Source organism: Quyinboa sediminis, assembly GCF_042219855.1.
Classification (GTDB): domain Bacteria; phylum Bacteroidota; class Bacteroidia; order Bacteroidales; family UBA5342; genus JBHJHP01.
The window spans coordinates 784,476-808,984 of sequence record NZ_JBHJHP010000001.1 but is presented as its reverse complement, the minus strand read 5'-3'; the positions used below and the strand labels follow the sequence as shown (position 1 = coordinate 808,984).

The following is a 24,509-nucleotide window of genomic DNA, read 5'->3' as shown; positions in this document are numbered from 1 at the left end:
TAATTTAATTTGTTGTATTTTATTTCAAAATATGTAGAATAAAACTTTTTTATTAAACCTTTCTGATAATACAAAATATGAATACTGATAAAATTACAGATAAAATTCGTTTTGGTAAACCGGGCTATCAGCTTAGATCCCTGGTATATATTGCATTATTTTTCTCTGTATTGTTCGCATCCTGCAACAGTGATAATATTACGCGCAGCAGTTATTACACCTTCCAGGAAGAAATGATGGGACGCTATTTTATGAACCGCCCGGACTCTTTCTCTGAATTCAGAAAATTACTGGATACTACAGAGGTCATGGGACTTCTGAACGCATATGGACAATATACTTGTTTTGCGCCGACAAATGAGGCTATGCATGATTTTTATACCTCAAGAGGACGAAGTTCGCTGGAGGATTTTTCACTTGATACACTGAAAAAAATTGCATTTGATCATATCATAAAAGATGAGGAACTGGGAACGGAAAATTTTCTGGAAGGACGGTTGCCTTATCTGACTATGAGTAAGCGATATATATCAGTAACCTTTGCTGGTTTTCAAACCGGTGATCATACTATACGTGTCAATAAGACCTCACCTATTCTTAAACCCGATGTCATTGTGCATAACGGAATTATTCATGTGATTGGAGAGGTATTGAAGCCAACAGAGAAAACGCTGGTGGAAGCCATAACTGAGGATCCTAAATTCAAGCTTTTTTCAGAGGCCTTACTGGCAACCCGATTGAATGAGAAATTGACCTTAATAGAGGATGAATCGTATAGCTATAATTATTGGAATACCTATTATGACGATGTCCCCCGGGAACGTCTGGGAACGACAATTTATGTTCCTGAATTTAAAAAATACGGATATACGGCTTTAATGGAAAGCGATTCCACATACAAAGCTCATGGAATTGAAAATCTCGAAGACATGAAAGCGTATGCCAAAACAGTATATGATGCCGTTTTTCCCGAAGATGCAGGTGTAGAAGACATTACAGATCCAAGAAACAGCCTGAACAAATTTGTTGCATACCATCTCATTAACAAGCAAATTGGTCGTACAAAGTTTATTATCGACTATTATAATACATCAAATACGATCCAGACATATGATATGTATGAATATGTGGAAATGATGTGTCCGAAGACCTTAATGGAAGTAAGAACATTGAGAAGCAGTAACAGAACAAACGTCTTTAATTATAACAGTACAACCGGTGAATTTGTTACTCTGACCGATAACTATGACAATGATGCATTGAATGGTGTTTACCATGAAATAGATGGAATATTGCAATATGACCTGAATGTAGCTTCTGAAGTCTCAAGTAAAAGACTGAGGCTGGACCTGGCTTCCTTCTTTCCTGAACTTACAAACAATAACATGAGAGGTATCGGAGATGGAGTAAACAACAGAAGCAGGTTTATACTTCCTCACGGATATGTGGATCGCCTGGAGTTTTCTGAGCAGACCGTGTTTTTTTATTACTGCTACGACTCGCGGCTTATTGATTTTCAGGGCGATGAGATATTCCTGCTGGAAGGATTGTATGAATTTACCATAACAACGCCTATTATACCGAAAGGAACGTATGAAGTGAGGATGTGCTATCATTCCAATGGTAACAGGGGAGCTGTGCAGATGTACTGGGATGGAGTGCCAACAGGTATTCCTTTGGATTTAAATATTCTGGCAACCAATCCGTCGATAGGTTATGAATTACCTGGTTCAAATCCGGCTGATCCAAACGGTTACGAAAACGATAAAACCATGCGCAACAGGGGTTACATGAAAGGGCCTTCCAGTTACAAGTCAGATGGTGGTTTTTATTCAAATGCTACAGTAAACGTGCGATTAAGTTCCAATGTCTTGCGACGAATTCTTGGCATATATACGTTTGACGAAGTTAAAGAGCATAAGTTTCATATCAAAGCATCAAGAACAGGTCAGTTTCAAATGGATTATCTGGAGTTTGTTCCTGTTGAAGCTATTGAAGGCGAAGGAATTGATTAATATATTATATAAATAATAATGTAAAGCCTGGGTATTTTTTACCCAGGCTTTTTTTTTCGATTTTTTGCGACAGGATGAAAGTTTGAACTGTATCACTTTGCAAATTGTTATTTTAAATTAGTTTAAATTGATAAATCGATGTTTAACCTTATTCTGATTTAAAATGATAAATAAAATCCACAGTTTGGGAGGATACATTCATGAGTATCAAAAGAGTATAGCAAATCCTGGTGAATTCTGGGCAGCACAGGCAGAATCTTTTTACTGGAGAAAACGATGGGATAAAGTTGTTGACTGGAATTTTGAGAAGCCCGAGGTTAAATGGTTTGTCAATGGTAAACTGAATATTACAGAAAACATTTTTGAACGCAATCTTTTTACTTACGGTAATCAACCCGCTATTATCTGGGAACCAAACGATCCAGCGGAAGAAGCCAAAACGATTACCTACAGCGAACTGTTTGCTGAAGTCAATAAATTCGCCAATGCTTTAATACAACTGGGTATTGGAAAGGGTGACCGTGTGGCGATATATATGCCTATGGTACCGGAACTTACTGTAGCGCTGCTGGCTTGTGCCAGAATTGGTGCCATTCATTCCGTTGTTTTTGCCGGATTTTCGGCCAATGCACTTCAGGAGAGAATTAATGATGCCAGGGCAACGGTCCTTTTAACTGCAGATGGTGGTTTCAGAGGAAACAAAATCACACCATTGAAAGAAATTTCCGATGAAGCACTTCAAACCTGTCCTACAATAGAACATGTTATTGTTCTTAAACGCACGGGAACAGAGATAGCCATGAAAGGTGGTCGAGATGTCTGGTGGCATGATGTTGTGAGTGGACAGTCAGATGAATGTCCTGCAGTTGAAATGGATGCTGAAGATCCCTTATTTATTCTTTATACTTCGGGCTCAACAGGAAAACCCAAGGGGATTGTGCATACCACCGGTGGCTATATGGTCTACTCTGCGTATACTTTCGCCAATGTATTTCAGTACAACAGCGGTGATGTCTATTTCTGTACTGCAGATATCGGATGGATCACCGGGCATTCCTACATCGTTTATGGTCCCTTATTATCCGGTGCCAAAACACTCATGTTTGAAGGTGTTCCTACCTGGCCGGATGCCGGCCGATTCTGGGATATTGTAAAAAAGCATAAGGTCAATCAGTTCTATACAGCCCCTACGGCAATCCGCTCATTACTTGCAAAAGGGAATGAGTTTCTGGATAATAAGGACTTGTCTTCCCTTAAAGTTCTGGGTTCAGTGGGTGAACCGATAAATGAACTGGCATGGCACTGGTACCACGACCATGTAGGGTTAAATAAATGTCCGATTGTAGATACCTGGTGGCAAACAGAAACCGGAGGTATTATGATATCTCCGATAGCCGGAGTTACACCGACTAAACCTTCTTTTGCTACGCTGCCGCTTCCGGGCATTCAGCCCATGATTGTGGATGGTGATAACCGTGAGCTCGAAGGAAATTCAGTGGAAGGTAATCTCTGTATTAAATATCCATGGCCGGGAATGGCCAGAACGATCTGGGGTGATCACCAGCGCTTTAAAGAAACATACTTCAGTACGTTTAAGAATCTTTATTTTACCGGAGACGGAGTTAAAAGAGACGAGGATGGTTATTACCGTATTCTGGGAAGAGTAGATGATGTAATTAATGTTTCAGGACACCGTTTGGGGACCGCTGAAATTGAGAATGCGATTAATGAGCATCCTCTAGTTAATGAATCAGCGGTGGTAGGGTATCCACACCCCATTAAAGGGCAGGGCATATATGCCTACATTGTATGTGGTGAACTGTCAACAGGTGGAGAAGAAGGAATACGTAAAAGCGTTAAACAGGGCGTTTCAAAGATTATTGGTCCTATTGCACGTCCCGATCTGGTTCAGCTCGTACCGGGATTACCCAAGACACGTAGTGGTAAAATCATGCGACGAATACTGCGAAAAATTGCAGAAGGTGATGCGACAAACCTGGGCGATACCACGACTCTTCTTGATGAAGATGTCGTGGACAAGATTATAAATGGTGCCCTGGTTGATGTAAAACGCTGATATCTTATTTTATAATTTTGACCGTAGGATTCTTAGCCGGTACAGTATCAACAGGTTCGGTAAGTTGTATATCCTGCTGATCAAAAGGCTCAATAACATTCTCTTCGGGCCTTAAAGGTATCATTTCATACGTGTGAACCGGTTTGTAACCTAGTGCCCAAATAAATGGAAAGGTAAGAAAGATACCGCCTACAATAGCTCCCGGATCAACCTGTTCATCTTTTGTGATTGAGGTGTAAAAAGGTTCGTAACCTTCTTTTTCAAGACGAATGCTTGTTTCGCTCAGTAGAATTTTTGTGTCTTTATGCTTGTAAGGAGTCAAGCCTACGAATTCGTCATTCATATACAGTTTTGCACCTTCCGGCAATGTTCTGATAACGGTTGAACTAACACAACTACTGAATAAAACAGTAACAGCCATTAAAAATGCTGCTACTTTAACAAGTGGGGTTTGCTTTTTCATATTTTTACATTTGGTTTAAAACTTAAATACTATTGCTTTTTTTTCCTGGTTTTATTCATATTTTCCATCACCCTGAATTCTACAATTCTGCGAATCAGTTTTTCCGGTAACTCCCTGTTCGTTGGAAACTGAATAGCACCTTTGGAATACTTAAATGGTTTTAAATCTGCTTCAGCAAATTTTATGCCAGACGGAGTAGGATAGAAGCCAATATGCTTTTTATTCGCAGCAAAATAAACCAGGTTTCCGTTTTGTGCAAAAGCGGGCATTCCATAGCTTATTTTCTCGATGGCTTGCGGGGCTGTTTCTTTTATTATTGTACGCAGTTGTTGTAATTTCAAACGGATCTCCCCTGGAAAATCAGATATATACTCTTCAATGCTTTGTGGTGCCTGCTTTTTGTCCATTTTACCGTAAGTTTTTTCCGGAATGTAAATTTAGTTTAATATGAGATATTATGGCGTTATTTTACCTAACAATTTCTGAGTCTCAGTTGTTAAAGTGAGAGAACGTTGTATATAATAACAATAAACATATTTCATTGAAGGAAGAATATCTTTTTGTATATGGTACACTGGCAGCCAGCGTTAACCGTGAAATGAATGCTTTAGTAAAAAAGTTTGGGATAAATCTGGGAGATGGTTTTATGACCGGAAAACTATTTGAAGTCAGTGGTTATCCGGGCTTTGTGCATTCAGCTGAAGAGGAAAGTCGTGTTTATGGAGATGTGTATATGCTGAAAGAAGCCCTTCAGCTGTTTTATCATTTGGATAAATACGAGGAGTGTACACCAGAATTTCCGGAACCCTGGGAATATAGGCGGGTTCAATTACCGGTTCAACTGAACAGCGGAGCTGTTATTCATAGTTGCTGGGTTTATGAATATAACCATGCAACAGATAAGCTGGAACAGATTATTCCCGGTGACTATCGATCATATGTTGGGCGCTAAGACTATATTACCAGCCGAAAGCGTGGTCGTCCATCCACTTATTCTGTGCTTTCATAACCTGTTCGATGATATCTCTGGCACAACCTTTACCTCCCTTTTTATCGGAGATATAAATTGAGATCGATTTTATTTCAGGAGCTGCATCTGCAGGACAGACCGGAAATCCACAGATTTGCATAACCGGATAATCAGGGATGTCATCCCCCATGTACAGCACATCTTTGGCATCCAGATGATGCTTTTCTAGAAAATGGTTCAGATCATGAATCTTTTCCGACGATTTCATATAGACATCAGATACCCCAAGTCGTTTATACCTCATTCTGACACTGCGCGTATTACCACCGGTTATAATAGCAATAGGATACCCCTTTTTAATAGCCAGCTGCATGGCATATCCATCTTTTATATTTACAGTCCGCATAGGTTCGCCATTGGGATGTAAAACAATTTCACTGCCTGATAATACACCATCCACGTCAAAAACAAATGCTTTTATATCCGGTAAAAGTTCTTTAAAATTCTTTTTAGCCATTTTTCCTTTTTTGTTGTTTTTGTATGCTTTCGCTCAGTAATCCGTATATTTTCTGGTATACCGGTTCGTCCTTCAGCTTTTTCATTTGCTGATCCAGGATAACTGAGTCAAAGCGAACTGCCGGTCCTGTTTGTGCTTCGACAGGACGCATCATCATTACTTTTTCAGCGGTCTCAGAAATCAACGGTTTTAATAAATCGAACGACAGACCGCTGCTCTGAAGTAAGTCTTCTGCAACCGCATACATATGATTTGTAAAGTTGCAGGCAAATACAGCCGAAATATGCAGTATAGCCCGTTGTGCTGAATTCGCTTGTATTACCCTGTCCGAAAGTCTGCCGGCCAGCTTCATTAATGCATATTCAAAATCAGGGTTGCTGGCCTCAATAAGAACCGGAATAGCTTTAAAACTGACCTCTCTGGACTTGGTAAAAGTCTGAAAGGGATACAGTACACCATACTGCTGCGTTGAATCCTTAAATACATCAGTGCCAACACTGCCTGCAGTGTGAACCATGGGTTTGTTTTTCAGGCGTTTATCTGATACAACTTCTGCGATACAGTTGTCCTTTAAGGCAATAATATACAAATCGGCATCATTTTCAATGCTGCCAAGGTCTGCTGTAAATGATGCATTTAACTGTTGAGCCAAAACCTTTGCATTTGTTTCGGTTCTGCTGTAAACCTGGATTATCCTGATCCCCATTTTATGAAGGTTCAGCCCAAGATGGGTCGCAACATTTCCACTTCCCAGTAAAACAATATTTAAGATTTCCCGTTTCACTTTAAGAATCGCAAATTTAAAAAGATTTATTGATTAATTCTGTGATAAGCTTTGGATATAAAGATAGCTTTGTGTTTAATACATTGTATTGTGTAAGCTCAAACATTTTTATAACTTGCGGCTTATTCAAAACGCCTTGGTTTAAGGTATGAGCCGATATAATCGCTACCTGATAATTTATCTGATTTCTAATCTGTTAATCACATTTAGCGGATACGGTAATGATGTGAATGATTTCCATCTTAATTATATTCCGCAGTCTGATTCTGTTAAGACAGCACCTGCAGATACGTTTGCGTTGACAGATTCAGTTAAGGTTATTCTAAGTCAGATTGACAGTTTAATGGAGGATTCTGTAGCACAGATTGTTATTCGGAACGCCAAACCCTATATTCCGGGAAAAGATGGTTATATTGTTCCGGACCTGCCTCATTTTGTTGAATATCCGGATTTATACAACTTTAATTACATTCACAGCAATCTTACATACGACGAACAGTTAAAGCTGATTTACAAATCATGGAAAAGATTCGATGAACGTGTTCATTTTAATGTATACCGATACAGGCCTGTTATCCCCGGTCTTATTCTGAATTATTACGGACTGGATTATGTGACTTACCACGATCTGGTATACCCGGAATTATGGAAAAAGAAACAGTTAATGATGGACGTTGATACACTGCCATATAAGCTGGATTCCGTGCTCATTGATACGACGGTTCAGGTTGAAAATAAAATATGGGACGATACCAGGACATTTATAAGTTTTGATAATCCCTCGTATATTGATCTGCACTGGGATCAGCTCCCTGATCCACCGGAAATTTCAGATACTGTTTATATGCCGTTTATCCGGAATGTGGAACTGGACTATAAGAATTTCTCTGGAGAGGAGCGAGATTATGTACGAAAGATTACGGGATTTGATCAAATAAAGAATCCATGGGATTTGAAAGGCTATGGTGCCTTACAGGCTAACGAAACATTTACAAAGCATTGGGCTAAGGGAGGAGAGAGTTCCGTTTCATTACTCGGTATAGGACGGTTTGAAGCCGACTATAATAAAAAGAATGTAAAATGGGAGAATGAAGCTGAACTTAAACTTGGAGCAATTAAGCAGTTTGATGAGGATGAATTGTTCAGAAAAAATGATGACCGTTTAAAGCTAAGTTCAAAAGTGGGGTACAAAGCATTCAAAAACTGGTACTATACAATTGATTTCGACTTTCAGTCACAGATATTCTACGGTTATGATGCGAATGATGCCAGCCGTTCACAGCCCATCTCAGGTTTTTTATCTCCGGCCAAAACTTATCTTTCCATTGGTTTGGATTACAAATACAAAAAAAATCTCCTGTCAGTACTGATTTCTCCGTTGACAATGAAAAATACACTGGTCAGTGACACGGCAAAGATAAGTGTGCAGAAATATGGTGTGGAACCCGGAAAACGCTCTAAAACTGAAGCAGGAGCTTACGTTAAAGCCAATCTTAAATGGAACATCAATGATGAAACCCATGTGAATTCCAACCTTTATCTGTTTTCCAACTATGTTAAAAACCCGCAAAATATAGATGTGGATTGGGAAGGTGAATTTGAATATAAATTCAGTCATGTTTTTTCTGTAAGATTCTCCGTAAATTTAAAGTATGATGATGATGAAAAAATTTACATCGGAGACGATAGCGAAGGGAATAAGATATATTCCAAGAAGCTTCAGATTAAGCAGTTAACCAGCGTTGGTTTTTCATACAGATTTTAATGCGGATATTATTTGATATAGGACATCCCTCGTTTGTGCATTTATTCCGGAAAGCGGCTCAGAATGCAATGGTGTCAGGTTATGATGTATTATTTTCTTACAGAAATAAGGATCAGTGTGATGTTTTACTCACCGCATTTGGATTGCCTGCTGTTCAGACAGGTAAAAACTATAAAACCAAATCAGGAAAACTGAAAGGGTTTTGGCTGAACTCCGTTCATTTGGCTAAAGTTGTCCGAAATTTTAAACCTGACCTGGTGCTCAGTGGCGCATCACCTTATGCCTCAGTAGTATGCGGTCTGTCGGGTATAAAACATTTTGTTTTTGATGACACAGAAAACAAGGAACAGGTTGTGTTTTACAGGTTGGGATCAACCCTGATATTTACACCGGAACCTTTTACGCTTGATCTGGGACATAAGCATATTAGATACCCCGGCTTGCATGAACTGGCTTATTTGCCTGCAGGCGAGCCTGCCCGGAAAATACATGGTAAAAAACCAACAATTTTTTTCAGATTTGTATCCTGGAATGCAACGCATGATTTTTTCAGAAACGGTTTTTCAATGCAGCAAAAAACCGAGTTGATCGATCATTTTAAAGCTAAGGCTAACATCATAATTTCTTCAGAACAACCTTTACCTCAGACATTAGAGCAGTACAGGTATTCCGGGCCAGTTGAAAAAATTCATGACGCATTAGGCAGTTCAGATCTGTATATCGGTGAAAGTGCAACAATGGCAAGCGAAGCGGCATGTATGAATGTACCCGCTGTATATTGTGATCCGGTTGGCCGGAGTTATACAGACAAGCTTCAACAGGAATATCAACTGGTTTATAATTTCAGATGTGGTGAATCATGCATTTCTGCCCTTTTGGAAAAGGCTGAAGAACTATTGAAAACTCATAATTCAACGCAAAGTTATACCCTGTTTTTAAAGGATTATATTAACTTGAGCGCCTTTATTTTTTGGCTTATTGAGCATGCTGATCTAAAGAATTTAAGGGAGGAACTGGTTAAAAACGAGTTTTTTAAACAATTTTAAGGCATTGGTTAAACAATACGAAAACATACTATCCACAGCTACTGAAGAAGAAATTCTGGCTTTTCTCCAGCAGGAATCTCCGGAATCAGTATTTCATCTACCACTTGTTTTTAATCTTTACACCCTGACAAAAGGGTATCATCCGGTATATTTTGTACAGTATAAAGATGGAAAGATAAACGGTTTGATGCTTGTTGTTATTATCCGGTCCTATTATTTATGGCAGTACGGTCGAAGGGCTATACTGATGCAAAAACCTGTGATTAAAGAGGATAATGCAGAATGTTTGCATGAATTGATTTCAGCGTATAAAGCGGCTTTGGGGCATAAGGTTTTTTATACGGAATTCAGGAACATTAAAAAAAATGAGATTCAGGAGGATGTCCTGACGGCGCATAACTTTGTCGTTCAGGAAAGAGTTAATCTGTATATCGATTTTGGTTCTGAAAATACATTTGAACTGTTGAGTGAATCAAAGAAAAGGCAGGTCAATAAAAGTGCTGAAGCCGGCGTATCTGTAGAACCATTTACAGATATTTACGAAGTAGGCACTTTTTATGGAATTTTGCGCCAGCTCTACAGGCATAAAATCAGAAAACCATTACCTGACAAAAGTTTTTTTATTTCTGCTTTTCGTTTAGGCAGGCATAATGACAGTATTCAGTTATTGGCCGTAAAATATAATCGCATGGTGATTGGAGGTATTTTGTTGGTTGGTGTTGAGAAAGAGACTTTTTTTGAATGGTATATTGGCGGATTGCATGAAGCATATAAGCATCTTTTCCCAAGCGTGATGGCTACATGGGGCGGTATACGTAAAGCGGAGGATTTTAAAGCCAAACGGTTTGATTTTATGGGGGGAGGGATACCAGGAGTACCCTATGGAGTTCGCGATTTTAAAGCCCGTTTTGGTAGCGAGGAAGAGATAAATTTCAGGTGGAAATGGACAAAATACCCGGGAATGTTAAAGCTTGCAGGTAAAGTATTCCGTATATTAAAATTCTGAATATAATTATTAAACACATGACAGATACATTGCTTAATCACAGATCCGTTAGAAAGTATACGAAAGAAAAAATAGATGAAGCATTGCTTCATACGATCCTGGAAGCAGGATGCAGAGCATCAACCACAGGTAATATGCAGGTTTACAGTATTGTGGCAACACAATCTCAGAAGATTAAAGACAGGTTATCGCCTTGCCATTTTAATCAGCCAATGGTAAAAAATGCCCCGGTTGTTTTAACCTTTTGTGCCGATTTTAACCGGTTCAATAAATGGTGCAGAATAAATAAGGCTGAGCCGGGTTATGATAATTTTCTTTCATTTATGACGGCTGCGATAGATGCTCTGCTTGTGGCTCAGAATGTATGTATAGCAGCTGAAGATAAAGGACTTGGTATTTGCTATCTGGGTACAACAACATATATGGCACATCAGATTATTGACGTTCTTAATCTGCCTGTTGGTGTTGTTCCGGTAACCACGGTAACACTTGGTTGGCCGGATGAGAAACCGGAAAAGACAGACCGGCTGCCGCTTGAAGCAGTGGTACATACTGAAGTTTATCAGGATTACACAGCGGAACAGATTAAAAAGGTTTATGCGCCTAAAGAAGCACTGGAAGAAAACAAACAATTCGTTACTGAAAATAAAAAAGAGACCCTGGCTCAGGTTTTCACTGATGTGAGATACAAAAAAAATGACAATGAACATTTCTCAGCATTACTGCTTGATGTACTTCAAAAACAGGGCTTTATGCATGCCCAATAAATAAAATGAATTATACTTAACTTAATCTTACGCGCATTATTGTTTAGAAAGTAAAAATTTAATGTAAATAATTTGTAAATTAAAACAGTTTGTTTATCTTTGTGATAACATTATGTTATAGTATTGTTAAAATCACTAGAGATGAAGAACTTAATTTACTTTCTGTTACTTATTTTGGGAGGCGTGCTGATAGCATCCTGTGAAAAACAGGAAGAGCCTCTTGTCTCATTTGGTGAGTTATCTGATATTGTGGTCAACGGTGAGGGGCAATTCTCTTCAAGTGTTAATTACCAGGGCGTTGAGGTTCCTTTTACGCAATACTATGACGATACCCAGGTTCAGTTGAAAAGTGTAAAGGTTTCCATTGAAAACTTTATGCTGGAATCAACAGTAAATTCACCGGTTATTAATGGTGAAATGTTAAGTGCAAGTTACGTTAAAGTTTTTAAGGTAAACTCTGAAGTCAGAGCGTACATTACTTATAACCTTAGTGGAGCTGGTCACGGAGGTGCACTTGTAGTATTGGATCTCACTGATTCAGAAAATCCTACCATCATAAAAGAAATTCTTTTCAGCGATATTGATATTAATGTTTGTGAAGTCTACCATGCCGGCAAACTGATGTGGCTGGGAGGCTCTTCGTTTAAGAAAGGTGCTGTTATTATTCCTGTGGAACTTGATAATAAAGGAAATGTAACAGCCGATTCCGGCAGTGCACTGACACTGGATATTATCACTATAAAAAATGTTGCATCAGTTAACGGTATTAAGGAAGCAGGTGACTGGTTGATGATTACTGCCGGTAATTCGGGTGGTGGAACATTTGCGCTTAATTTTAAAAAAGGATACCGGGATGATGGTACAGACTATTTTGCCAATGCAAAATTTTCAGCCACGAATGGTTATACCATGGGGAAATTTCATGCATCACTCGAAGGAGGGGAAGCTGCAAAACTCCATGTTTACAGAATTGGACTAAATGATACAGAAAACGAGACAGTAGTTCCTTTGGGTTCACTATACCATAATGTTGATAACGACGCTGATAAGTATTCAGGGAAAGCGACCTGTTTTATGGAGAACGATTCACGTTATTGCTATGTGTCAATGGGGGCAAATGGTTTTGTCGCAGTGGATATTTTCGAAAAAGTGATTGTTTTGCAATCATCACCAAAACTTTTGAATCACGGAAATACAAATGGCATAAGTGTGGATGACGAGTACATCTACCTTGCTAATGGTGCTGACGGTTTGGTTGTATGCAAAAAACCGACAATAACTTATGGCGAAGATCCGGTAATTGTAGAACCGCTGTACGTTTGGGATGAAGATATTGAAGATGCATCTGCAAACTATGTGACGGTTCAGGATGAATACATTTTTGTGGCCAAAGGTACACAGGGCGGTCTGAAAATTATAAAAAGACTATTTGATTAATATAAAGATATAGCTTAATGCGATTATTAAGCTCAGTAGGTCAACAAACAGAGAAAAGGCTACACAGCGGTGTAGCCTTTTTTTATTCGAATAGCGAAAAGGATTTTTGAACTTCATTAAATTGTAGTTACATTTGAAAGGCAGGGAAATTAACGGGTTCACATACATGAATCACTTTTTCTGCGTTATGAAGTAAAATAACCTTATGAAGTTTCTTTTTGTTAATATCTTTTGCTTCTTTTTGGTGATCCCTGCCGTATCACAGACGAAAGCAGATTCACTGAACCTGCATCTTTTAAATGGAGCCTACGATCGTGTTATTGAATTACTGGGGCCTAAAACAGATTTGAGTGCCACAGAAGTCAGTTATCTGGCTTATGCATTAAGAAAATCAGGGGCGATTCAGACCGCAGCAAGTACATTGAGCGATTATGTGGCCGAAAAAGAGTATAATGCTGATCTGGCACTACAGCTTGCAGATATAAGTTATGAAGCCGGTTACCTGGACCAGGCCCTCAAATACTATGAACTGGTTTTTCAGGCAGACTCCGGCAATAAGCAGACCTACCTGCCGTTAGGCAATCTGTACCTTGCATTTGATAATGTGTACAAAGCGATCTCGGTTTTAAAATATGCCCATCAGCAGGATTCATCAAATGTACAGTATATGATGCGGTTGTCTGATGCCTATATAGCTGCAAAACGGTTAAGAAATGCTGACCAGATACTAAGAAAAGCATATGCGTTTGATCCGGAAAATCTTAAAATTCAGCGTAATCTTGTAAAACTGAATTACAGCCTCGATAATCTGGCTTTTGTGCAGAATCTTTGCCGTAACGGTATGAAGAAATACCCTGCCGATTTTTTCTTTTATTATTATGATGGCATGACGTTTTATAAAGAAGCACAGTTTAAAAGTGCTGTTTTCTTTCTTGAAAAAGCATACAGCAGGAATTCTTTTGATGATAACATTAAAAAGTATCTGGGAATTGCATATTTCAAGACTGAACAGTATGACAAGTCGATAGATTTACTTAAACGTTATATCAGTGATAACGATCATGCTCCTGATGTTGACTTTTTCCTTGGCTGTGCACTTAGTTACACTGGTGATAATGTGCTCGCCCTGCCATACCTCCAAAAGGCACTTGATCTGCTCACGCCTGAAAATAAAGTGATTGCTGAGTTGAATCTGCAGATGGGAATAAGCAACAGGGCGCTGAAGTTATTTGAAACTGCTGAACAAAAGTTCGATCTGGCGCTTGAAGCTGATTCAACACAGGCTGTTCTGGCAATGTTTTATAAAGGTTCTATGTATGATTTTGATTTGAATGAAAAGAAGCAGGCCAAAGTCTATTACCAGCAGTTTATTGATTTTCTGGATAGAAGCAGCAAGAAAGTTTCAGAAGGCAATGCAACATATAAAGGGGCTGCAGAACGAAGAATAACCGCAATTACAGAAGATCTGTTTTTTCTGGAAGGAGTGAAGGATGAGTGAATATTGGTTGTACGGGGTCATTTTATTGCTGGTATTTCTTTCTCTGTACCTGTTCAGGATGGTATTTATACAGTACCGGATGAACCGGAAGCAGAGAAGACGGATGCGGCTTGGGAAAAAAATGGAAGGAAAAGCCGAAAAATTTTTAGCCCGAAAAGGTTTTAGACATATTCAGTACCAAAAGCCATATCAGTATAAACTTGCTGAGGACGGCAGACAAAAAAATATAAGAATCATCCCCGATTTTACAGCAACAAGGCGAGGTAAACTGTGTGTAATCGAAGTCAAAACAGGCGAGTCTGCACCATCGGTGCACAACGAATCCACTCGGAGACAACTGCTGGAATATCATCATGCACTTCAGCCGGATCATCTTTTTTTACTGGATATGGGCAAACAGCAACTAAAAGAAATAACATTTTAAATGGTAAAGGATACATACAGAACCATTAAGGAGCATTCTGAAGGCCTGTATAAGGAGAAAGGAAGTAAATTCATTGCCCATGCTCATCCGGTGTCGTCAGAAGAAGAAGTCAAAATACTGCTTGAGGAATACAGGAAGACCTACTATGATGCCCGTCATGTGTGCTACGCATACCGTTTAGGATCAATGGGTGAACAGTATCGCCAAAACGATGATGGAGAACCATCCGGTACAGCTGGAAAGCCAATTCTGGGACAACTTCTTTCGTTTGATGTTACTTATATTCTCGTTATTGTTATTCGGTATTTTGGTGGTGTGAAATTAGGCGTGAGTGGTTTGATCGGGGCTTACAGGGAGGCTGCTCAGGATGCACTTATGAAGGCTGAAACAAAAGAATGTATAGTGACGAAGCCATATCGGTTAACATTTGATTATCCGTTGATGAATGACGTTATGCGCTTGCTGAAAGAGGAAGAACCGGAAATTAAAAACCAGATATTTGAACTCAGTTGTACAATTGATATTGGTATCCGGTTGAGGGATGAAGAAAGGATTGTGGCCCGAATGCAGCAGCTTTATGGGCTGGCTATTAAAAAGCTGTGATCAGATTTTATAAATCCGTTCACACTCTCTGAGCAGTTCATCCATGTCAACCGGTACAACTCCCGATTTGGTACAAACCAGTCCACCTGCTATATTGGCCGCTTTAGCCGCCATCTCCATAGGCATCCCAGCTGAATAACAGACCGCAATAACGCTGATCACCGTGTCTCCGGCACCTGAAACATCAGCAATATCTCTTTTCTGAGCAGGAATATGCAGATTCTCTTCACCGCTCAACAACATGCCATGCTCAGATAAAGTGATTAGCATATTTCTGATGTTGTACTTTTCCTTGTAAAGCTTGGCTTGTTTCTCAATTTCAACGATATCATCTTTTTCAAGATCTTTGTTAATTCCGGCACAAAACTCATTGAAATTGGGCTTGAAAAGAGTGACATTTTTATATGAAAAGAAATTCTTACGTTTCGGATCCACAAAAACAGGCACTGTAAGCGGAATAAAAAGTTCATTGATTTTCTGGATCAATTCTTCTGAAATAATTCCTTTATCGTAATCTTCAATGATAACAGCATCTATCGTATTCTCCCTGATACATTGCTCAATTGTTTTTTCCAATTCCAGTTCTATATCGTGCGATAGTGGATCGGTGACTTCGTCGTCTACCCTTAACAGCTGTTGACCGCCACTGATAATTCTTGTTTTGATGGTGGTAGGGCGGGAAGGATCACTTACGATATAGCGATCTGTTATTTGATTTTTTTCGTTCAGTAGTGTTCTGAACTCAGAACCGTTTGAATCGTCGCCAATCACACTGCATATAAGTGGTATAGCGCCAAGCTGCTTAATATTTCTTGCTACATTGGCAGCGCCACCTAAACGGTGTTCCCGCCTTGAACGGCTTAAGATAGGAACCGGTGCTTCCGGTGAGATACGCTTAACGCTTCCCCATAGATAGGAATCTACCATCACATCACCGATAATAAGAATATGTTTTGATTTAAAAGAATCAATATAATTGGAAATGAACATGCTGAAAATGCTTATTTAAAGTCTTTTACAAAGAAGTAAGTTAAAACAGGGAGATATAACAGATATATTATCATAAAGGAGTAAATATAGGTGTTGAGGTTATTTTCCTTTATAAAGTAAAACACAAGAATGACAGCGAGTACCAGAAACATTTTCGCAGTTATACTACCAAAGACAACAAGAAGTTTATTTGATTTATTGTGATCAATGAGGAATTTGGATGCTGCATACACAATGATGCTTAAGGCATATATAATGACATGAATAATAACCAGCTCCTTCAAAATTGAAAGATGTGGTATGATTGCGTTCACGGCATTATGCAATACAAATAAAATAAGGGCATATAATCCCATAAATCTGTAAGCTCTGCGAATTTTGTGGGGACTCATTGCTATTTTTTCTTATCATTCTGTTCTTTTACGGTCGTGTTTGAAGCAACCGGCTTTCCCATGTCACAGGTTCCGGTAAATACAGCATTGGGTTCAATTGCAAGGCGTGAGGTTTTTATATCACCGTTAATTTTTGCTGTGGCTTTAATGGAAAGCAGTTCATTGACCAGAAGCTGGCCTTCAATGGCTCCCATGACTTCGGCTGTTTTGCAGGAAATCTCACCTTTTAATGTGCCTTCAGGGCCTACCACTAACTTACCTTTACAATTTATAGTGCCCTCAACATTTCCATCAATTCTTAAATCTCCTTCGGCTGATAAATCACCCTTTATTCTTGTTCCTGATGTAATCAGATTGTGCTTTGTTTCCTCTATTGAGTTTGTTTTTGCCATTGTTTTAATTTTTAGAATAACGTATAATTTTCTATCGAATTCTGTCGAGTGATCTAACCAGAGCTTCGTCTTTCCCGATACTTCTGACTGCCAGATACAGTAAAATTGCATTTATAAGCGGCAGTATGGCTCCGATTTTTACGGAATTAAACTCTAAAGATAAATCTTTTTTAAATGTAAAATAGTAATATGCTATCAGGGCATAAGAGCCTAAATATAAGACAAGACTGAATATGGAAATACGAATCTGAATAACCCTTTTTTTATAAAAAAATATAGCTACGGCTACTAATATAAACCCCAGATGGAAAAGTGTTGCCAGCGGCATTGATTCCTTTAAGGTAATTCCGGTTTCATTGTACAGCCTGTACGGACTCAGATACAGAATCCCTGTATTCATGAAACTTAAAATATTTGTTGACAGAATTACTCCTGTAAGAATCACTACCAGAAACAGATATAGTGTTTGAATGCGTTGAATCATAGTTTAAATGTTATAAGCTTAAGCAAAGTTAAAAAAAATCATGTCATTGCATTGTCCAATGCAAAAGTTTAACGGGGAATGTGCAATTTAATTTTTCAAATCTTACTTTTGTTGATCCAAAAACAATACACGGTATGAAAAACAAAGTTGTGGTTATAACCGGTGCATCATCCGGAATTGGTCTGGCATTAGCACGAAAGTTTGCATTAAAAGGATCAAAACTGGTTCTGGCTGCCCGGTCTATTGATAAACTGGAAGAACTTGGAAAAGAACTTGGAAGCAGTGGAACGGAAGTGGTAACAGTAAAAACGGATGTTAGCATTGAAAAGGACTGTAAAAATCTGATAGATAAAGCAGTGAGTGCCTTTGGCAAGATTGACGTGCTAATCAACAATGCAGGTATCTCCATGCGTGCTAACTTTCTCGATGTGGAGCTTTCAGTTTTAAAACGTCTGATGGATGTTAATTTCTGGGGAACCGTGTACTGTACAAAATATGCACTCCCTTATCTGATAGAGCGTAAAGGTTCCCTCGTTGGGGTATCATCTATTGCCGGATATGTAGGCCTTCCGGGGAGAACCGGTTATTCAGCATCAAAATTTGCAATGCATGGCTTTTTAAACACCATCAGAACTGAGAATCTTAAAAAGGGATTACATGTACTGATAGCCGCTCCTGGATTTACGGCTTCTAATGTAAGATACTCTGCCTTAACAGCTGATGGTTCTTCGCAGGGTGAAACACCAAGGAAAGAAGAAAAGATGATGAGCGCCGAAGAGGTAGCCTCACGAATATACCATGCCACAATCAAACGAAAACGTACGCTTATACTGACCTTTGTGGAAGGTAAACTGACTGTTTTTCTCAGTAAGTTTTTACCTGGATTACTCACAAGGTTAACCTATAATCATATGGCAAAGGAACCGGATGCTCCCGTAAAATAATGCATTAAGGATAATAGCGTTTATGAAATGTATAAACCAGGCCGGCATTAAAAATAATCGGGTTGTAATCCAGTACAGAGTTATCATTAATATTGAAAGATAAACCGGCCTGTAACTGGAATTTTAAATGCGGCAGGCCAAACCTGCCAACCAGAGTAGGTTCAATATAAACACCGGTTCCAAATTCTCTGAATGAGATGAATGAAGCCCTGGTGGCTAAACCTGCTTCAACGTATTCACTCACCATAAAAATATTGGGCTGGATATAAAAGCGTGTAAAAGCACCTTCATTATGTTCTCCGAATGTACCCTGCGTTGTCGTTGTGGAGTAACCACCACCGCCGCCTCCCAAAAGTTCAAGATGCAGCGTGTTATCAATAGTCTGATACAGGCCCAGGCCTCCTTCAAACTGAAGATGTTCATGATCGTCTCCATTGGCAAGCGAAAAGTCTGCCAGTAAATCAATATGCTGAATGGGGGAATACCCCAGCTGCATGTCGAACGTGGATGTTCCGATGGAAGCCGAAGCTGTTGCTTCTCCTTCATATTGTAATAAAGGTGTCTGTAACTGATTTGGAAAATATACAGGGGCGCATGCAGTCATCAGGAAACTTACAATTGAAAAGAACAGTGATTTTTTCATAACAGAAACGTATTGATTTATATCAAATTTATGATCATAACATTAAAATGGCAACCGATTTGAAAAAATGTTAGTATTCCATGGCTTTTACTAAAGTCTCTTTCTATAATTAAACGCTAGTTTTGTAGCTATGATTTGCATGTGTAACAGAGTGAGTGGGGCTGAAATATTAAAGGCATTGAAGAAGAGACCTGATGCTTCTGTACAGGATATCAGACTTATGACAGGAGCTTCAGCCAGTTGTGGCCGCTGCCTGAGACGACTGGTTCAGTTTGTGGAGCTCAACCGGACTGTTAAACATGTTCAGACAAATCTGTTTAAAGAAGATAGTTTTGGCTAAACGGGAACAGAAATCAAAGAACCGTGGTGGTGCAGGCCTGCACAAGAAAAATGGTGAGGAATTTCTTGTTAAAAACAGGAGGAGGGATGGAGTTCATGAAACGGAATCAGGTTTGCAATATCAAATTATTGAAGACGGCAACGGAAAAACACCGGATGAATACTGCAGGTTGGTAATTCACCAAAGGGCTTTGTTGTTGAATGGTACTATACTTGAAGATACATACCGTAAAAATATCCCGGATGAGGTTAACTTTGATGAACTTATTGAAGGGTTAAAGGAAGGTTTCCTGTTAATGAAGGAAGGGAGCCGGTTTAAATTCTGGATACCTCCGGAACTTGGCTGGGGAAGAAAAGGAACATCGGGTAAAATCCCTCCCTTTGCCGTAATTTCTTTTGATGTCCGCTTAATTGAAGTTTTGTAGCAGTAGTGTTATCCGAACAACTGTTTGTCGATTAAAGAATTATAATATCTTTGTCAATGCTTGATGAATTAGCGTTATTTTAACCTCTTTAAATGGAAAATACAGTTTTTTGGATTATCATTGTTATTTTACTTTTCGATTATGGTTTCGAATTGTATCTCGATTGGCTAAATACAAGACAATTAAGTAACACTTTACCCGAAGAACTCAAGGGGATATATAACGAAGAGGAATACCGGAAGTCTCAGGATTATTACAAGGTTAAACAACGCTTTTCTCAAATTACCGGAACCTTCAGCACCGTATTAATTCTCCTGACCCTATTTTTCGGGGGCTTTGGCTGGCTGGACAATCATGTCCGGTCTGTTACCGAAAATCCGGTATTAATGGCGTTGCTCTTTTTTGGAATTATAGGTCTGGCATCAGATTTATTAACTATGCCATTTGGTATCTATTCCACTTTTGTGATTGAAGAAAAATTCGGCTTTAACAAAACCACACCTAAAACGTTTATTCTCGACACACTGAAAGGATGGCTGATTACCGCCGTTTTCGGGGGTGGTATTCTAAGTCTGGTGGTCTGGGTCTATACCTTAACACCGCACTATTTCTGGCTGATCGCCTGGGGAATAATTATTGTATTCTCCCTTTTTATGTCTATGTTTTATACCTCGTTGATTCTGCCGCTTTTTAACAAGCAAAAGCCACTGGAAGAAGGATCATTAAGAGATAACCTGGAGAGCCTGAGCAAAAATACAGGATTTCATCTGGATAATATTTTTGTTATGGATGGATCCAAACGCAGTACGAAAGCCAATGCATTTTTTTCCGGTCTGGGTCCTAAAAAAAGAATTGTATTATACGATACACTTTTAAATGATCTGTCGGAAGATGAGGTGACGGCTGTGTTGGCTCATGAAATTGGTCATTATAAAAAGAAACATACACTTCAGAGTATTTTTATTACCATCGCTAACAGTGGTATAATGCTCTATATACTATCATTGTTTTTGCAAAGCAGTGAATTGAGTTCAGCTTTGGGCGCTGAAGTTCCGGGTTTTCATATCAATGTTCTGGCATTTGGAATACTCTACAGCCCGGTGTCTTTTATTCTGGGAATATTTATGAATATGCTATCACGCAAAAATGAATATGAAGCTGATAAATTTGCAGGAGACCATTATTCAGCACAGGCTTTGATAGAAGGGCTTAAGAAACTTTCGGTAAAATCGCTGAGCAATCTGAAGCCGCACAGATTATACGTCTTTTTTTATTACTCACATCCAACATTACTTCAGCGGATGCATGCATTTGAATCCCAATTATAATGTCTTCTGATGAAAAGGCAGATCCTTAATTCAACCGCCTGCTTTTTTTACTTTATAGCCTTCAGATTTTAAAATGTCAAAGATTTTATCCCTGAAATCACCCTGTATGAGGATTTCGCCATATTTTACCGTTCCCCCGACACCACATTTGGTTTTTAAAAGTTTTCCCAGTTCTTTTAAATCGTCTTCGTGCCCAACATAGCCAGTGATAAGGGTGACTGTTTTCCCCTTTCTTTTTTTGCTGTCCCGAAAAACTTTTAAATTCTGCTTTCCATTTTCCGGTGTCTCTTCAGTATTTTCTTCATCTTCATTGTAGTTGAAGTCCGGATTGGTGGAGTAAACCATTCCCAGTCTTTTTTTCCAGTCCTCTGACATAACTGTCTGATTTTGATTATACAATACCGGCAAATCCCATAAATGCCATAGCCAGTAATCCGGCAGTGATTAGTGCAATGGGAGTCCCTTTCATACCTTTAGGAATCTTTACAAGGTCCATTTGTTCACGAAGTCCTGCAAAAAGTATCAACGCTAAACCAAATCCAAGCGCTGTGGAGAAGGAAAATACAACACCTTCCATTAAATTATACTCCTTTTGGATGGTCATGATAGCAACACCTAAAATGGCGCAGTTGGTTGTGATAAGGGGAAGAAAAACTCCAAGTGCCTGGTACAGGGGTGGACTGACTTTTTTGAGTATAATTTCTACGAGCTGAACCAATGCAGCAATGACCAGTATAAAGGTTATGGTCTGCAGAAAGCCAATGCCGAATGCATCCAGAATGTATTTTTGTATCAGGTATGTTACTATTGTGGCAATAACCATAACAAACGTTACTGCACCTGTCATACCAACAGCGGTATCAATTTTTTTGGATACACCCAGAAACGGACAGATTCCTAAAAACTGCGCTAAAACAATATTGTTTACAAAAATTGCCGATATAAAAATCAATATATATTCCATGATCCCTTTTTTCTGATTTATGCAACTTTACGCATACGGTTTATAAATGCTATTAAATATCCCAGGGCAATAAATGCTCCCGGTGCAAGTACAAATATCAGCATCCCATACTGATTTGGATAGATGGTCAGATTGAAAATTTTTCCGCTTCCAAGAAATTCACGTACAGAACCTAAAATTGTAAGTGCCATGGCAAATCCGAGTCCCATACCCAGACCATCAATAATGGAACTTAACAGGCTGTTTTTTGAAGCAAACGCTTCAGCTCTACCTAGCACTATACAGTTCACTACAATAAGTGGAATAAAGATACCCAGACTTTCGAACAATGAAGGTAAGTAAGCCTGCATTGATAACTCCACCAATGTTACGAATGATGCAATAATAACAATAAAAGCAGGTATTCGCACCTTGTCCGGAATCAGATTTTTCACCAGTGATACAACCAGGTTACTCATTGTTAATACAAAGGTTGTTGCCAGGCCCATACCAAGTCCGTTTATGGCCGAAGAGGTAACACCCAGGGTAGGGCACATTCCCAGAAGCAGAACAAATACTGCATTCTCTCTGAAAAAGCCCTTATTAAAATTTTTCCACTGATTCATGTGTACAATGTTTATTCATTTGTAGCAGTCGCTCCCTCCAGGGAGGTAATATTATCCATATAAACTTTATAACCACGGTTTACAGCATCCAGAAAAGCTCTTGAACTAATGGTGGCTGCTGTGATGGCATCAATGTCCCCGCCATCTTTGGATACCGTCATTTTTGTTGTAGCGGGATTTTTCCCGTTGATATCCCCTTTTCCTGTTCTGAACCATTCATTCATTTTACTTCCTAAACCAGGGGTTTCCTTGTGTTCCAGAACCGAGTAATTAATGATTTTACCTTCCCTGTCGAAGCCGACCATTACCTTTACCAGACCACTGAACCCATTTTTAGTGAATGTTTCCACTGCAGCTCCAATGAACTTACCATCTTTCTTTGCGGGATAAAGTACCACGGTTCCACCATCGGTATCCACATTTATCGATTCCTGGGATGGCTGGTTGGTAAAGCCCGGTACTACCTGCTGAATGGCTTTTAACTGTTTGGCCATTTTAGCTTCAGCTATAGGTGCTTTGGTTATATTGTATACAGTTCCCAGTGCTCCACCCGAAATTAAAGCAATCGCAAGCAATACAAGGAACATGTTTATAAAAGTCGATTCTAATTTTTTCATTGTAAATTCACTTTACTTTTTTGCCGTTACAATACCAAAACGTTTCGGTTTGATATACATATCAATAATGGGAACAAAGGCATTCATGATAAGAATTGCAAATGAAATACCTTCAGGATATGCCCCAAAAACTCTTATAACCACGGTAATAATCCCAATCCCAATTCCATAAATTATCATTCCGTTTTTACTCATTGGGGATGTCACATAATCTGTAGCCATAAAAACAGCTCCCAGCATCAGACCACCGGAAAGGAGATGAACAATAGGATCAGCAGAAGGTGCTCCGGCAAAATAAAGAATGGAAGTAAACACGGCGACAGTTCCGATGATGCTTACCGGGATATGCCATGATATTACTTTTTTCCAAAGCATAAATATAAGACCCAGAACCAGTGCTGCTGCTGCCATTTCTCCTGCACTACCTCCTGTATAACCAAAGAGCATATCAACATATGAGGGTAGTTTGCCGAGTAAAGAGCTGTAACTTTCGCCATTGGCCAGTCCTTCCTTTATTATGGCTAATGGCGTTGCTCCTGTACTTACATCAGTATATGCTAATCTGTCAGCTCCGGGAACAGGCCATGATGTCATCTGAACGGGAAATGAGATCAGTAAAAAGACCCTTCCAACAAGTGCCGGATTGAAAAGGTTGTTTCCAAGGCCTCCAAAGCTCATTTTTGCTACGCCAATCGCAACCAAAGCTCCGATTATTAATATCCAGAACGGGAGATTGGAAGGAACATTAAATGCCAGCAAAACACCTGTAATCAGAGCCGAACCATCTGTTACCGAAGGTTCTGTTTTAAGAATGTATTTTGCAATAACATATTCAAAAAGCAGGCATGATGCGACTGAAACAGCCATAACGACAATACTGCCCAATCCAAAATTGAATACCGAAACCGCAAATGCAGGTATCAGTGCCAGCAACACATAGTACATGTTTTTTGAGATGCTGTCGCCACTGTGCACATGAGGTGATGGGGCTACTGTTATCTTTGACATAGTTAA

29 protein-coding genes are annotated in these 24,509 nt (G+C 39.2%); 15 read left to right on the top strand and 14 right to left on the bottom strand.

Going from position 1 to position 24,509, the window contains the following annotated elements:
• The first annotated feature begins 77 nt into the window (after positions 1-77).
• The gene (locus tag ACE1EF_RS03360; RefSeq protein ID WP_375719201.1) at positions 78-2,015 is read left to right on the top strand and encodes a fasciclin domain-containing protein; all 1,938 of its coding nucleotides are present in this window, start codon (positions 78-80) and stop codon (positions 2,013-2,015) included.
• A 163-nt stretch (positions 2,016-2,178) separates the two neighbouring features.
• On the top strand, positions 2,179-4,092 hold the full coding sequence (gene acs / locus ACE1EF_RS03355; RefSeq protein ID WP_375719200.1) for an acetate--CoA ligase: 1,914 nt from the start codon (positions 2,179-2,181) through the stop codon (positions 4,090-4,092).
• 4 nt (positions 4,093-4,096) lie between these two features.
• Here acs and ACE1EF_RS03350 read toward each other — a convergent pair whose 3' ends face one another.
• Both ACE1EF_RS03350 and ACE1EF_RS03345 read right to left on the bottom strand, forming a co-directional pair.
• Positions 4,097-4,555 (bottom strand): PEGA domain-containing protein, encoded by a 459-nt coding sequence (locus tag ACE1EF_RS03350; RefSeq protein WP_375719199.1) that lies wholly within the window; start codon positions 4,553-4,555, stop codon positions 4,097-4,099.
• Between the two features lie 29 nt (positions 4,556-4,584).
• Positions 4,585-4,962: an iron chaperone gene (locus tag ACE1EF_RS03345; protein WP_375719198.1), complete on the bottom strand. Its 378-nt coding sequence runs from the start codon at positions 4,960-4,962 to the stop codon at positions 4,585-4,587.
• Positions 4,963-5,096: 134 nt separating this feature from the next.
• Between ACE1EF_RS03345 and ACE1EF_RS03340 the strand changes: the two genes are divergently transcribed.
• Positions 5,097-5,507: a gamma-glutamylcyclotransferase family protein gene (locus ACE1EF_RS03340; protein ID WP_375719197.1), complete on the top strand. Its 411-nt coding sequence runs from the start codon at positions 5,097-5,099 to the stop codon at positions 5,505-5,507.
• Positions 5,508-5,514: 7 nt separating this feature from the next.
• Here ACE1EF_RS03340 and ACE1EF_RS03335 read toward each other — a convergent pair whose 3' ends face one another.
• Together ACE1EF_RS03335 and ACE1EF_RS03330 are read right to left on the bottom strand one after the other, a co-directional pair.
• Complete coding sequence (locus ACE1EF_RS03335) at positions 5,515-6,042, bottom strand: KdsC family phosphatase (RefSeq protein ID WP_375719196.1); 528 nt, start codon at positions 6,040-6,042, stop codon at positions 5,515-5,517.
• The gene (locus ACE1EF_RS03330; RefSeq protein ID WP_375719195.1) at positions 6,035-6,826 is read right to left on the bottom strand and encodes a Rossmann-like and DUF2520 domain-containing protein; all 792 of its coding nucleotides are present in this window, start codon (positions 6,824-6,826) and stop codon (positions 6,035-6,037) included. Before ACE1EF_RS03330 ends, ACE1EF_RS03335 begins: the two co-directional genes overlap by 8 nt.
• 148 nt (positions 6,827-6,974) lie before the next feature.
• On the opposite strand from ACE1EF_RS03330, the gene ACE1EF_RS03325 reads away from it, so the two are divergent.
• The 8 genes from ACE1EF_RS03325 to ACE1EF_RS03290 all read left to right on the top strand — a co-directional run bounded on the left by ACE1EF_RS03325 (position 6,975) and on the right by ACE1EF_RS03290 (position 15,372).
• Positions 6,975-8,591, top strand: a complete 1,617-nt coding sequence (locus tag ACE1EF_RS03325) for a DUF3078 domain-containing protein (RefSeq protein WP_375719194.1) — start codon at positions 6,975-6,977, stop codon at positions 8,589-8,591.
• Positions 8,591-9,637, top strand: a complete 1,047-nt coding sequence (locus ACE1EF_RS03320; protein WP_375719193.1) for a hypothetical protein — start codon at positions 8,591-8,593, stop codon at positions 9,635-9,637. The genes ACE1EF_RS03325 and ACE1EF_RS03320 overlap by 1 nt, the downstream gene beginning before the upstream one ends.
• A gap of 4 nt (positions 9,638-9,641) precedes the next feature.
• A complete protein-coding gene (locus ACE1EF_RS03315) occupies positions 9,642-10,643 on the top strand; it encodes a GNAT family N-acetyltransferase (RefSeq protein ID WP_375719192.1) in 1,002 nt (333 codons plus the stop codon).
• 17 nt (positions 10,644-10,660) lie between these two features.
• On the top strand, positions 10,661-11,410 hold the full coding sequence (locus ACE1EF_RS03310) for a nitroreductase family protein (protein ID WP_375719191.1): 750 nt from the start codon (positions 10,661-10,663) through the stop codon (positions 11,408-11,410).
• Between the two features lie 141 nt (positions 11,411-11,551).
• Positions 11,552-12,847 (top strand): LVIVD repeat-containing protein, encoded by a 1,296-nt coding sequence (locus ACE1EF_RS03305; protein WP_375719190.1) that lies wholly within the window; start codon positions 11,552-11,554, stop codon positions 12,845-12,847.
• Positions 12,848-13,052: 205 nt separating this feature from the next.
• Positions 13,053-14,345 carry a tetratricopeptide repeat protein gene (locus ACE1EF_RS03300; RefSeq protein ID WP_375719189.1) on the top strand — a complete coding sequence of 431 codons (1,293 nt, stop codon included), beginning with the start codon at positions 13,053-13,055 and terminating at the stop codon, positions 14,343-14,345.
• A complete protein-coding gene (locus ACE1EF_RS03295; RefSeq protein WP_375719188.1) occupies positions 14,338-14,769 on the top strand; it encodes a hypothetical protein in 432 nt (143 codons plus the stop codon). Before ACE1EF_RS03300 ends, ACE1EF_RS03295 begins: the two co-directional genes overlap by 8 nt.
• Positions 14,770-15,372: an IMPACT family protein gene (locus ACE1EF_RS03290; protein WP_375719187.1), complete on the top strand. Its 603-nt coding sequence runs from the start codon at positions 14,770-14,772 to the stop codon at positions 15,370-15,372. It begins immediately after the preceding gene.
• Here ACE1EF_RS03290 and ACE1EF_RS03285 read toward each other — a convergent pair whose 3' ends face one another.
• Genes ACE1EF_RS03285 through ACE1EF_RS03270 form a run of 4 tightly spaced genes read right to left on the bottom strand, consistent with a single transcriptional unit; the run spans position 15,373 to position 17,630 of the window.
• Positions 15,373-16,362: a bifunctional heptose 7-phosphate kinase/heptose 1-phosphate adenyltransferase gene (locus ACE1EF_RS03285; protein WP_375719186.1), complete on the bottom strand. Its 990-nt coding sequence runs from the start codon at positions 16,360-16,362 to the stop codon at positions 15,373-15,375. It abuts the gene before it with no gap.
• Positions 16,363-16,373: 11 nt separating this feature from the next.
• Positions 16,374-16,754: a hypothetical protein gene (locus tag ACE1EF_RS03280; protein ID WP_375719185.1), complete on the bottom strand. Its 381-nt coding sequence runs from the start codon at positions 16,752-16,754 to the stop codon at positions 16,374-16,376.
• Positions 16,755-16,756: 2 nt separating this feature from the next.
• Positions 16,757-17,146, bottom strand: coding sequence for a bactofilin family protein (locus ACE1EF_RS03275; RefSeq protein ID WP_375719184.1), 390 nt, complete (start codon positions 17,144-17,146; stop codon positions 16,757-16,759).
• Positions 17,147-17,177: 31 nt separating this feature from the next.
• Positions 17,178-17,630 carry a DUF4293 domain-containing protein gene (locus ACE1EF_RS03270; RefSeq protein WP_375719183.1) on the bottom strand — a complete coding sequence of 151 codons (453 nt, stop codon included), beginning with the start codon at positions 17,628-17,630 and terminating at the stop codon, positions 17,178-17,180.
• A 134-nt stretch (positions 17,631-17,764) separates the two neighbouring features.
• Between ACE1EF_RS03270 and ACE1EF_RS03265 the strand changes: the two genes are divergently transcribed.
• Positions 17,765-18,574 carry an SDR family oxidoreductase gene (locus ACE1EF_RS03265; RefSeq protein ID WP_375719182.1) on the top strand — a complete coding sequence of 270 codons (810 nt, stop codon included), beginning with the start codon at positions 17,765-17,767 and terminating at the stop codon, positions 18,572-18,574.
• A 4-nt stretch (positions 18,575-18,578) separates the two neighbouring features.
• Here ACE1EF_RS03265 and ACE1EF_RS03260 read toward each other — a convergent pair whose 3' ends face one another.
• Positions 18,579-19,217 (bottom strand): hypothetical protein, encoded by a 639-nt coding sequence (locus ACE1EF_RS03260; protein WP_375719181.1) that lies wholly within the window; start codon positions 19,215-19,217, stop codon positions 18,579-18,581.
• Between the two features lie 130 nt (positions 19,218-19,347).
• On the opposite strand from ACE1EF_RS03260, the gene ACE1EF_RS03255 reads away from it, so the two are divergent.
• From ACE1EF_RS03255 to ACE1EF_RS03245, 3 genes are all read left to right on the top strand, one after another.
• A complete protein-coding gene (locus ACE1EF_RS03255; protein ID WP_375719180.1) occupies positions 19,348-19,557 on the top strand; it encodes a (2Fe-2S)-binding protein in 210 nt (69 codons plus the stop codon).
• Complete coding sequence (locus ACE1EF_RS03250; RefSeq protein ID WP_375719179.1) at positions 19,550-19,981, top strand: FKBP-type peptidyl-prolyl cis-trans isomerase; 432 nt, start codon at positions 19,550-19,552, stop codon at positions 19,979-19,981. The genes ACE1EF_RS03255 and ACE1EF_RS03250 overlap by 8 nt, the downstream gene beginning before the upstream one ends.
• Before the next feature lie 92 nt (positions 19,982-20,073).
• On the top strand, positions 20,074-21,309 hold the full coding sequence (locus ACE1EF_RS03245) for a M48 family metallopeptidase (RefSeq protein ID WP_375719178.1): 1,236 nt from the start codon (positions 20,074-20,076) through the stop codon (positions 21,307-21,309).
• 30 nt (positions 21,310-21,339) lie between these two features.
• On the opposite strand, the gene ACE1EF_RS03240 is transcribed toward ACE1EF_RS03245, so the two are convergent.
• The 5 genes from ACE1EF_RS03240 to ACE1EF_RS03220 are packed head-to-tail and all read right to left on the bottom strand — an operon-like array spanning position 21,340 to position 24,503.
• Positions 21,340-21,684 (bottom strand): translation initiation factor, encoded by a 345-nt coding sequence (locus tag ACE1EF_RS03240; RefSeq protein WP_375719177.1) that lies wholly within the window; start codon positions 21,682-21,684, stop codon positions 21,340-21,342.
• A 16-nt stretch (positions 21,685-21,700) separates the two neighbouring features.
• Positions 21,701-22,273 carry an electron transport complex subunit RsxA gene (rsxA, locus tag ACE1EF_RS03235; RefSeq protein ID WP_375719176.1) on the bottom strand — a complete coding sequence of 191 codons (573 nt, stop codon included), beginning with the start codon at positions 22,271-22,273 and terminating at the stop codon, positions 21,701-21,703.
• Positions 22,274-22,290: 17 nt separating this feature from the next.
• Positions 22,291-22,878: an RnfABCDGE type electron transport complex subunit E gene (locus tag ACE1EF_RS03230; protein WP_375719175.1), complete on the bottom strand. Its 588-nt coding sequence runs from the start codon at positions 22,876-22,878 to the stop codon at positions 22,291-22,293.
• Between the two features lie 11 nt (positions 22,879-22,889).
• Positions 22,890-23,495: an RnfABCDGE type electron transport complex subunit G gene (locus tag ACE1EF_RS03225; RefSeq protein ID WP_375719174.1), complete on the bottom strand. Its 606-nt coding sequence runs from the start codon at positions 23,493-23,495 to the stop codon at positions 22,890-22,892.
• Positions 23,496-23,507: 12 nt separating this feature from the next.
• A complete protein-coding gene (locus ACE1EF_RS03220) occupies positions 23,508-24,503 on the bottom strand; it encodes an RnfABCDGE type electron transport complex subunit D (RefSeq protein ID WP_375719173.1) in 996 nt (331 codons plus the stop codon).
• Positions 24,504-24,509 lie beyond the last annotated feature (6 nt).

Coding starts and splice junctions, on each gene's coding strand:
- ACE1EF_RS03360 (WP_375719201.1), top strand. CDS start 78: ATGAATACTGATAAAATTACAGATAAAATTCGTTTTGGTAAACCGGGC.
- acs (WP_375719200.1), top strand. CDS start 2,179: ATGATAAATAAAATCCACAGTTTGGGAGGATACATTCATGAGTATCAA.
- ACE1EF_RS03350 (WP_375719199.1), bottom strand. CDS start 4,555: ATGAAAAAGCAAACCCCACTTGTTAAAGTAGCAGCATTTTTAATGGCT.
- ACE1EF_RS03345 (WP_375719198.1), bottom strand. CDS start 4,962: ATGGACAAAAAGCAGGCACCACAAAGCATTGAAGAGTATATATCTGAT.
- ACE1EF_RS03335 (WP_375719196.1), bottom strand. CDS start 6,042: ATGGCTAAAAAGAATTTTAAAGAACTTTTACCGGATATAAAAGCATTT.
- ACE1EF_RS03325 (WP_375719194.1), top strand. CDS start 6,975: ATGAGCCGATATAATCGCTACCTGATAATTTATCTGATTTCTAATCTG.
- ACE1EF_RS03320 (WP_375719193.1), top strand. CDS start 8,591: ATGCGGATATTATTTGATATAGGACATCCCTCGTTTGTGCATTTATTC.
- ACE1EF_RS03310 (WP_375719191.1), top strand. CDS start 10,661: ATGACAGATACATTGCTTAATCACAGATCCGTTAGAAAGTATACGAAA.
- ACE1EF_RS03305 (WP_375719190.1), top strand. CDS start 11,552: ATGAAGAACTTAATTTACTTTCTGTTACTTATTTTGGGAGGCGTGCTG.
- ACE1EF_RS03300 (WP_375719189.1), top strand. CDS start 13,053: ATGAAGTTTCTTTTTGTTAATATCTTTTGCTTCTTTTTGGTGATCCCT.
- ACE1EF_RS03295 (WP_375719188.1), top strand. CDS start 14,338: ATGAGTGAATATTGGTTGTACGGGGTCATTTTATTGCTGGTATTTCTT.
- ACE1EF_RS03290 (WP_375719187.1), top strand. CDS start 14,770: ATGGTAAAGGATACATACAGAACCATTAAGGAGCATTCTGAAGGCCTG.
- ACE1EF_RS03285 (WP_375719186.1), bottom strand. CDS start 16,362: ATGTTCATTTCCAATTATATTGATTCTTTTAAATCAAAACATATTCTT.
- ACE1EF_RS03280 (WP_375719185.1), bottom strand. CDS start 16,754: ATGAGTCCCCACAAAATTCGCAGAGCTTACAGATTTATGGGATTATAT.
- ACE1EF_RS03275 (WP_375719184.1), bottom strand. CDS start 17,146: ATGGCAAAAACAAACTCAATAGAGGAAACAAAGCACAATCTGATTACA.
- ACE1EF_RS03270 (WP_375719183.1), bottom strand. CDS start 17,630: ATGATTCAACGCATTCAAACACTATATCTGTTTCTGGTAGTGATTCTT.
- ACE1EF_RS03265 (WP_375719182.1), top strand. CDS start 17,765: ATGAAAAACAAAGTTGTGGTTATAACCGGTGCATCATCCGGAATTGGT.
- ACE1EF_RS03260 (WP_375719181.1), bottom strand. CDS start 19,217: ATGAAAAAATCACTGTTCTTTTCAATTGTAAGTTTCCTGATGACTGCA.
- ACE1EF_RS03255 (WP_375719180.1), top strand. CDS start 19,348: ATGATTTGCATGTGTAACAGAGTGAGTGGGGCTGAAATATTAAAGGCA.
- ACE1EF_RS03245 (WP_375719178.1), top strand. CDS start 20,074: ATGGAAAATACAGTTTTTTGGATTATCATTGTTATTTTACTTTTCGAT.
- ACE1EF_RS03240 (WP_375719177.1), bottom strand. CDS start 21,684: ATGTCAGAGGACTGGAAAAAAAGACTGGGAATGGTTTACTCCACCAAT.
- rsxA (WP_375719176.1), bottom strand. CDS start 22,273: ATGGAATATATATTGATTTTTATATCGGCAATTTTTGTAAACAATATT.
- ACE1EF_RS03230 (WP_375719175.1), bottom strand. CDS start 22,878: ATGAATCAGTGGAAAAATTTTAATAAGGGCTTTTTCAGAGAGAATGCA.
- ACE1EF_RS03225 (WP_375719174.1), bottom strand. CDS start 23,495: ATGAAAAAATTAGAATCGACTTTTATAAACATGTTCCTTGTATTGCTT.
- ACE1EF_RS03220 (WP_375719173.1), bottom strand. CDS start 24,503: ATGTCAAAGATAACAGTAGCCCCATCACCTCATGTGCACAGTGGCGAC.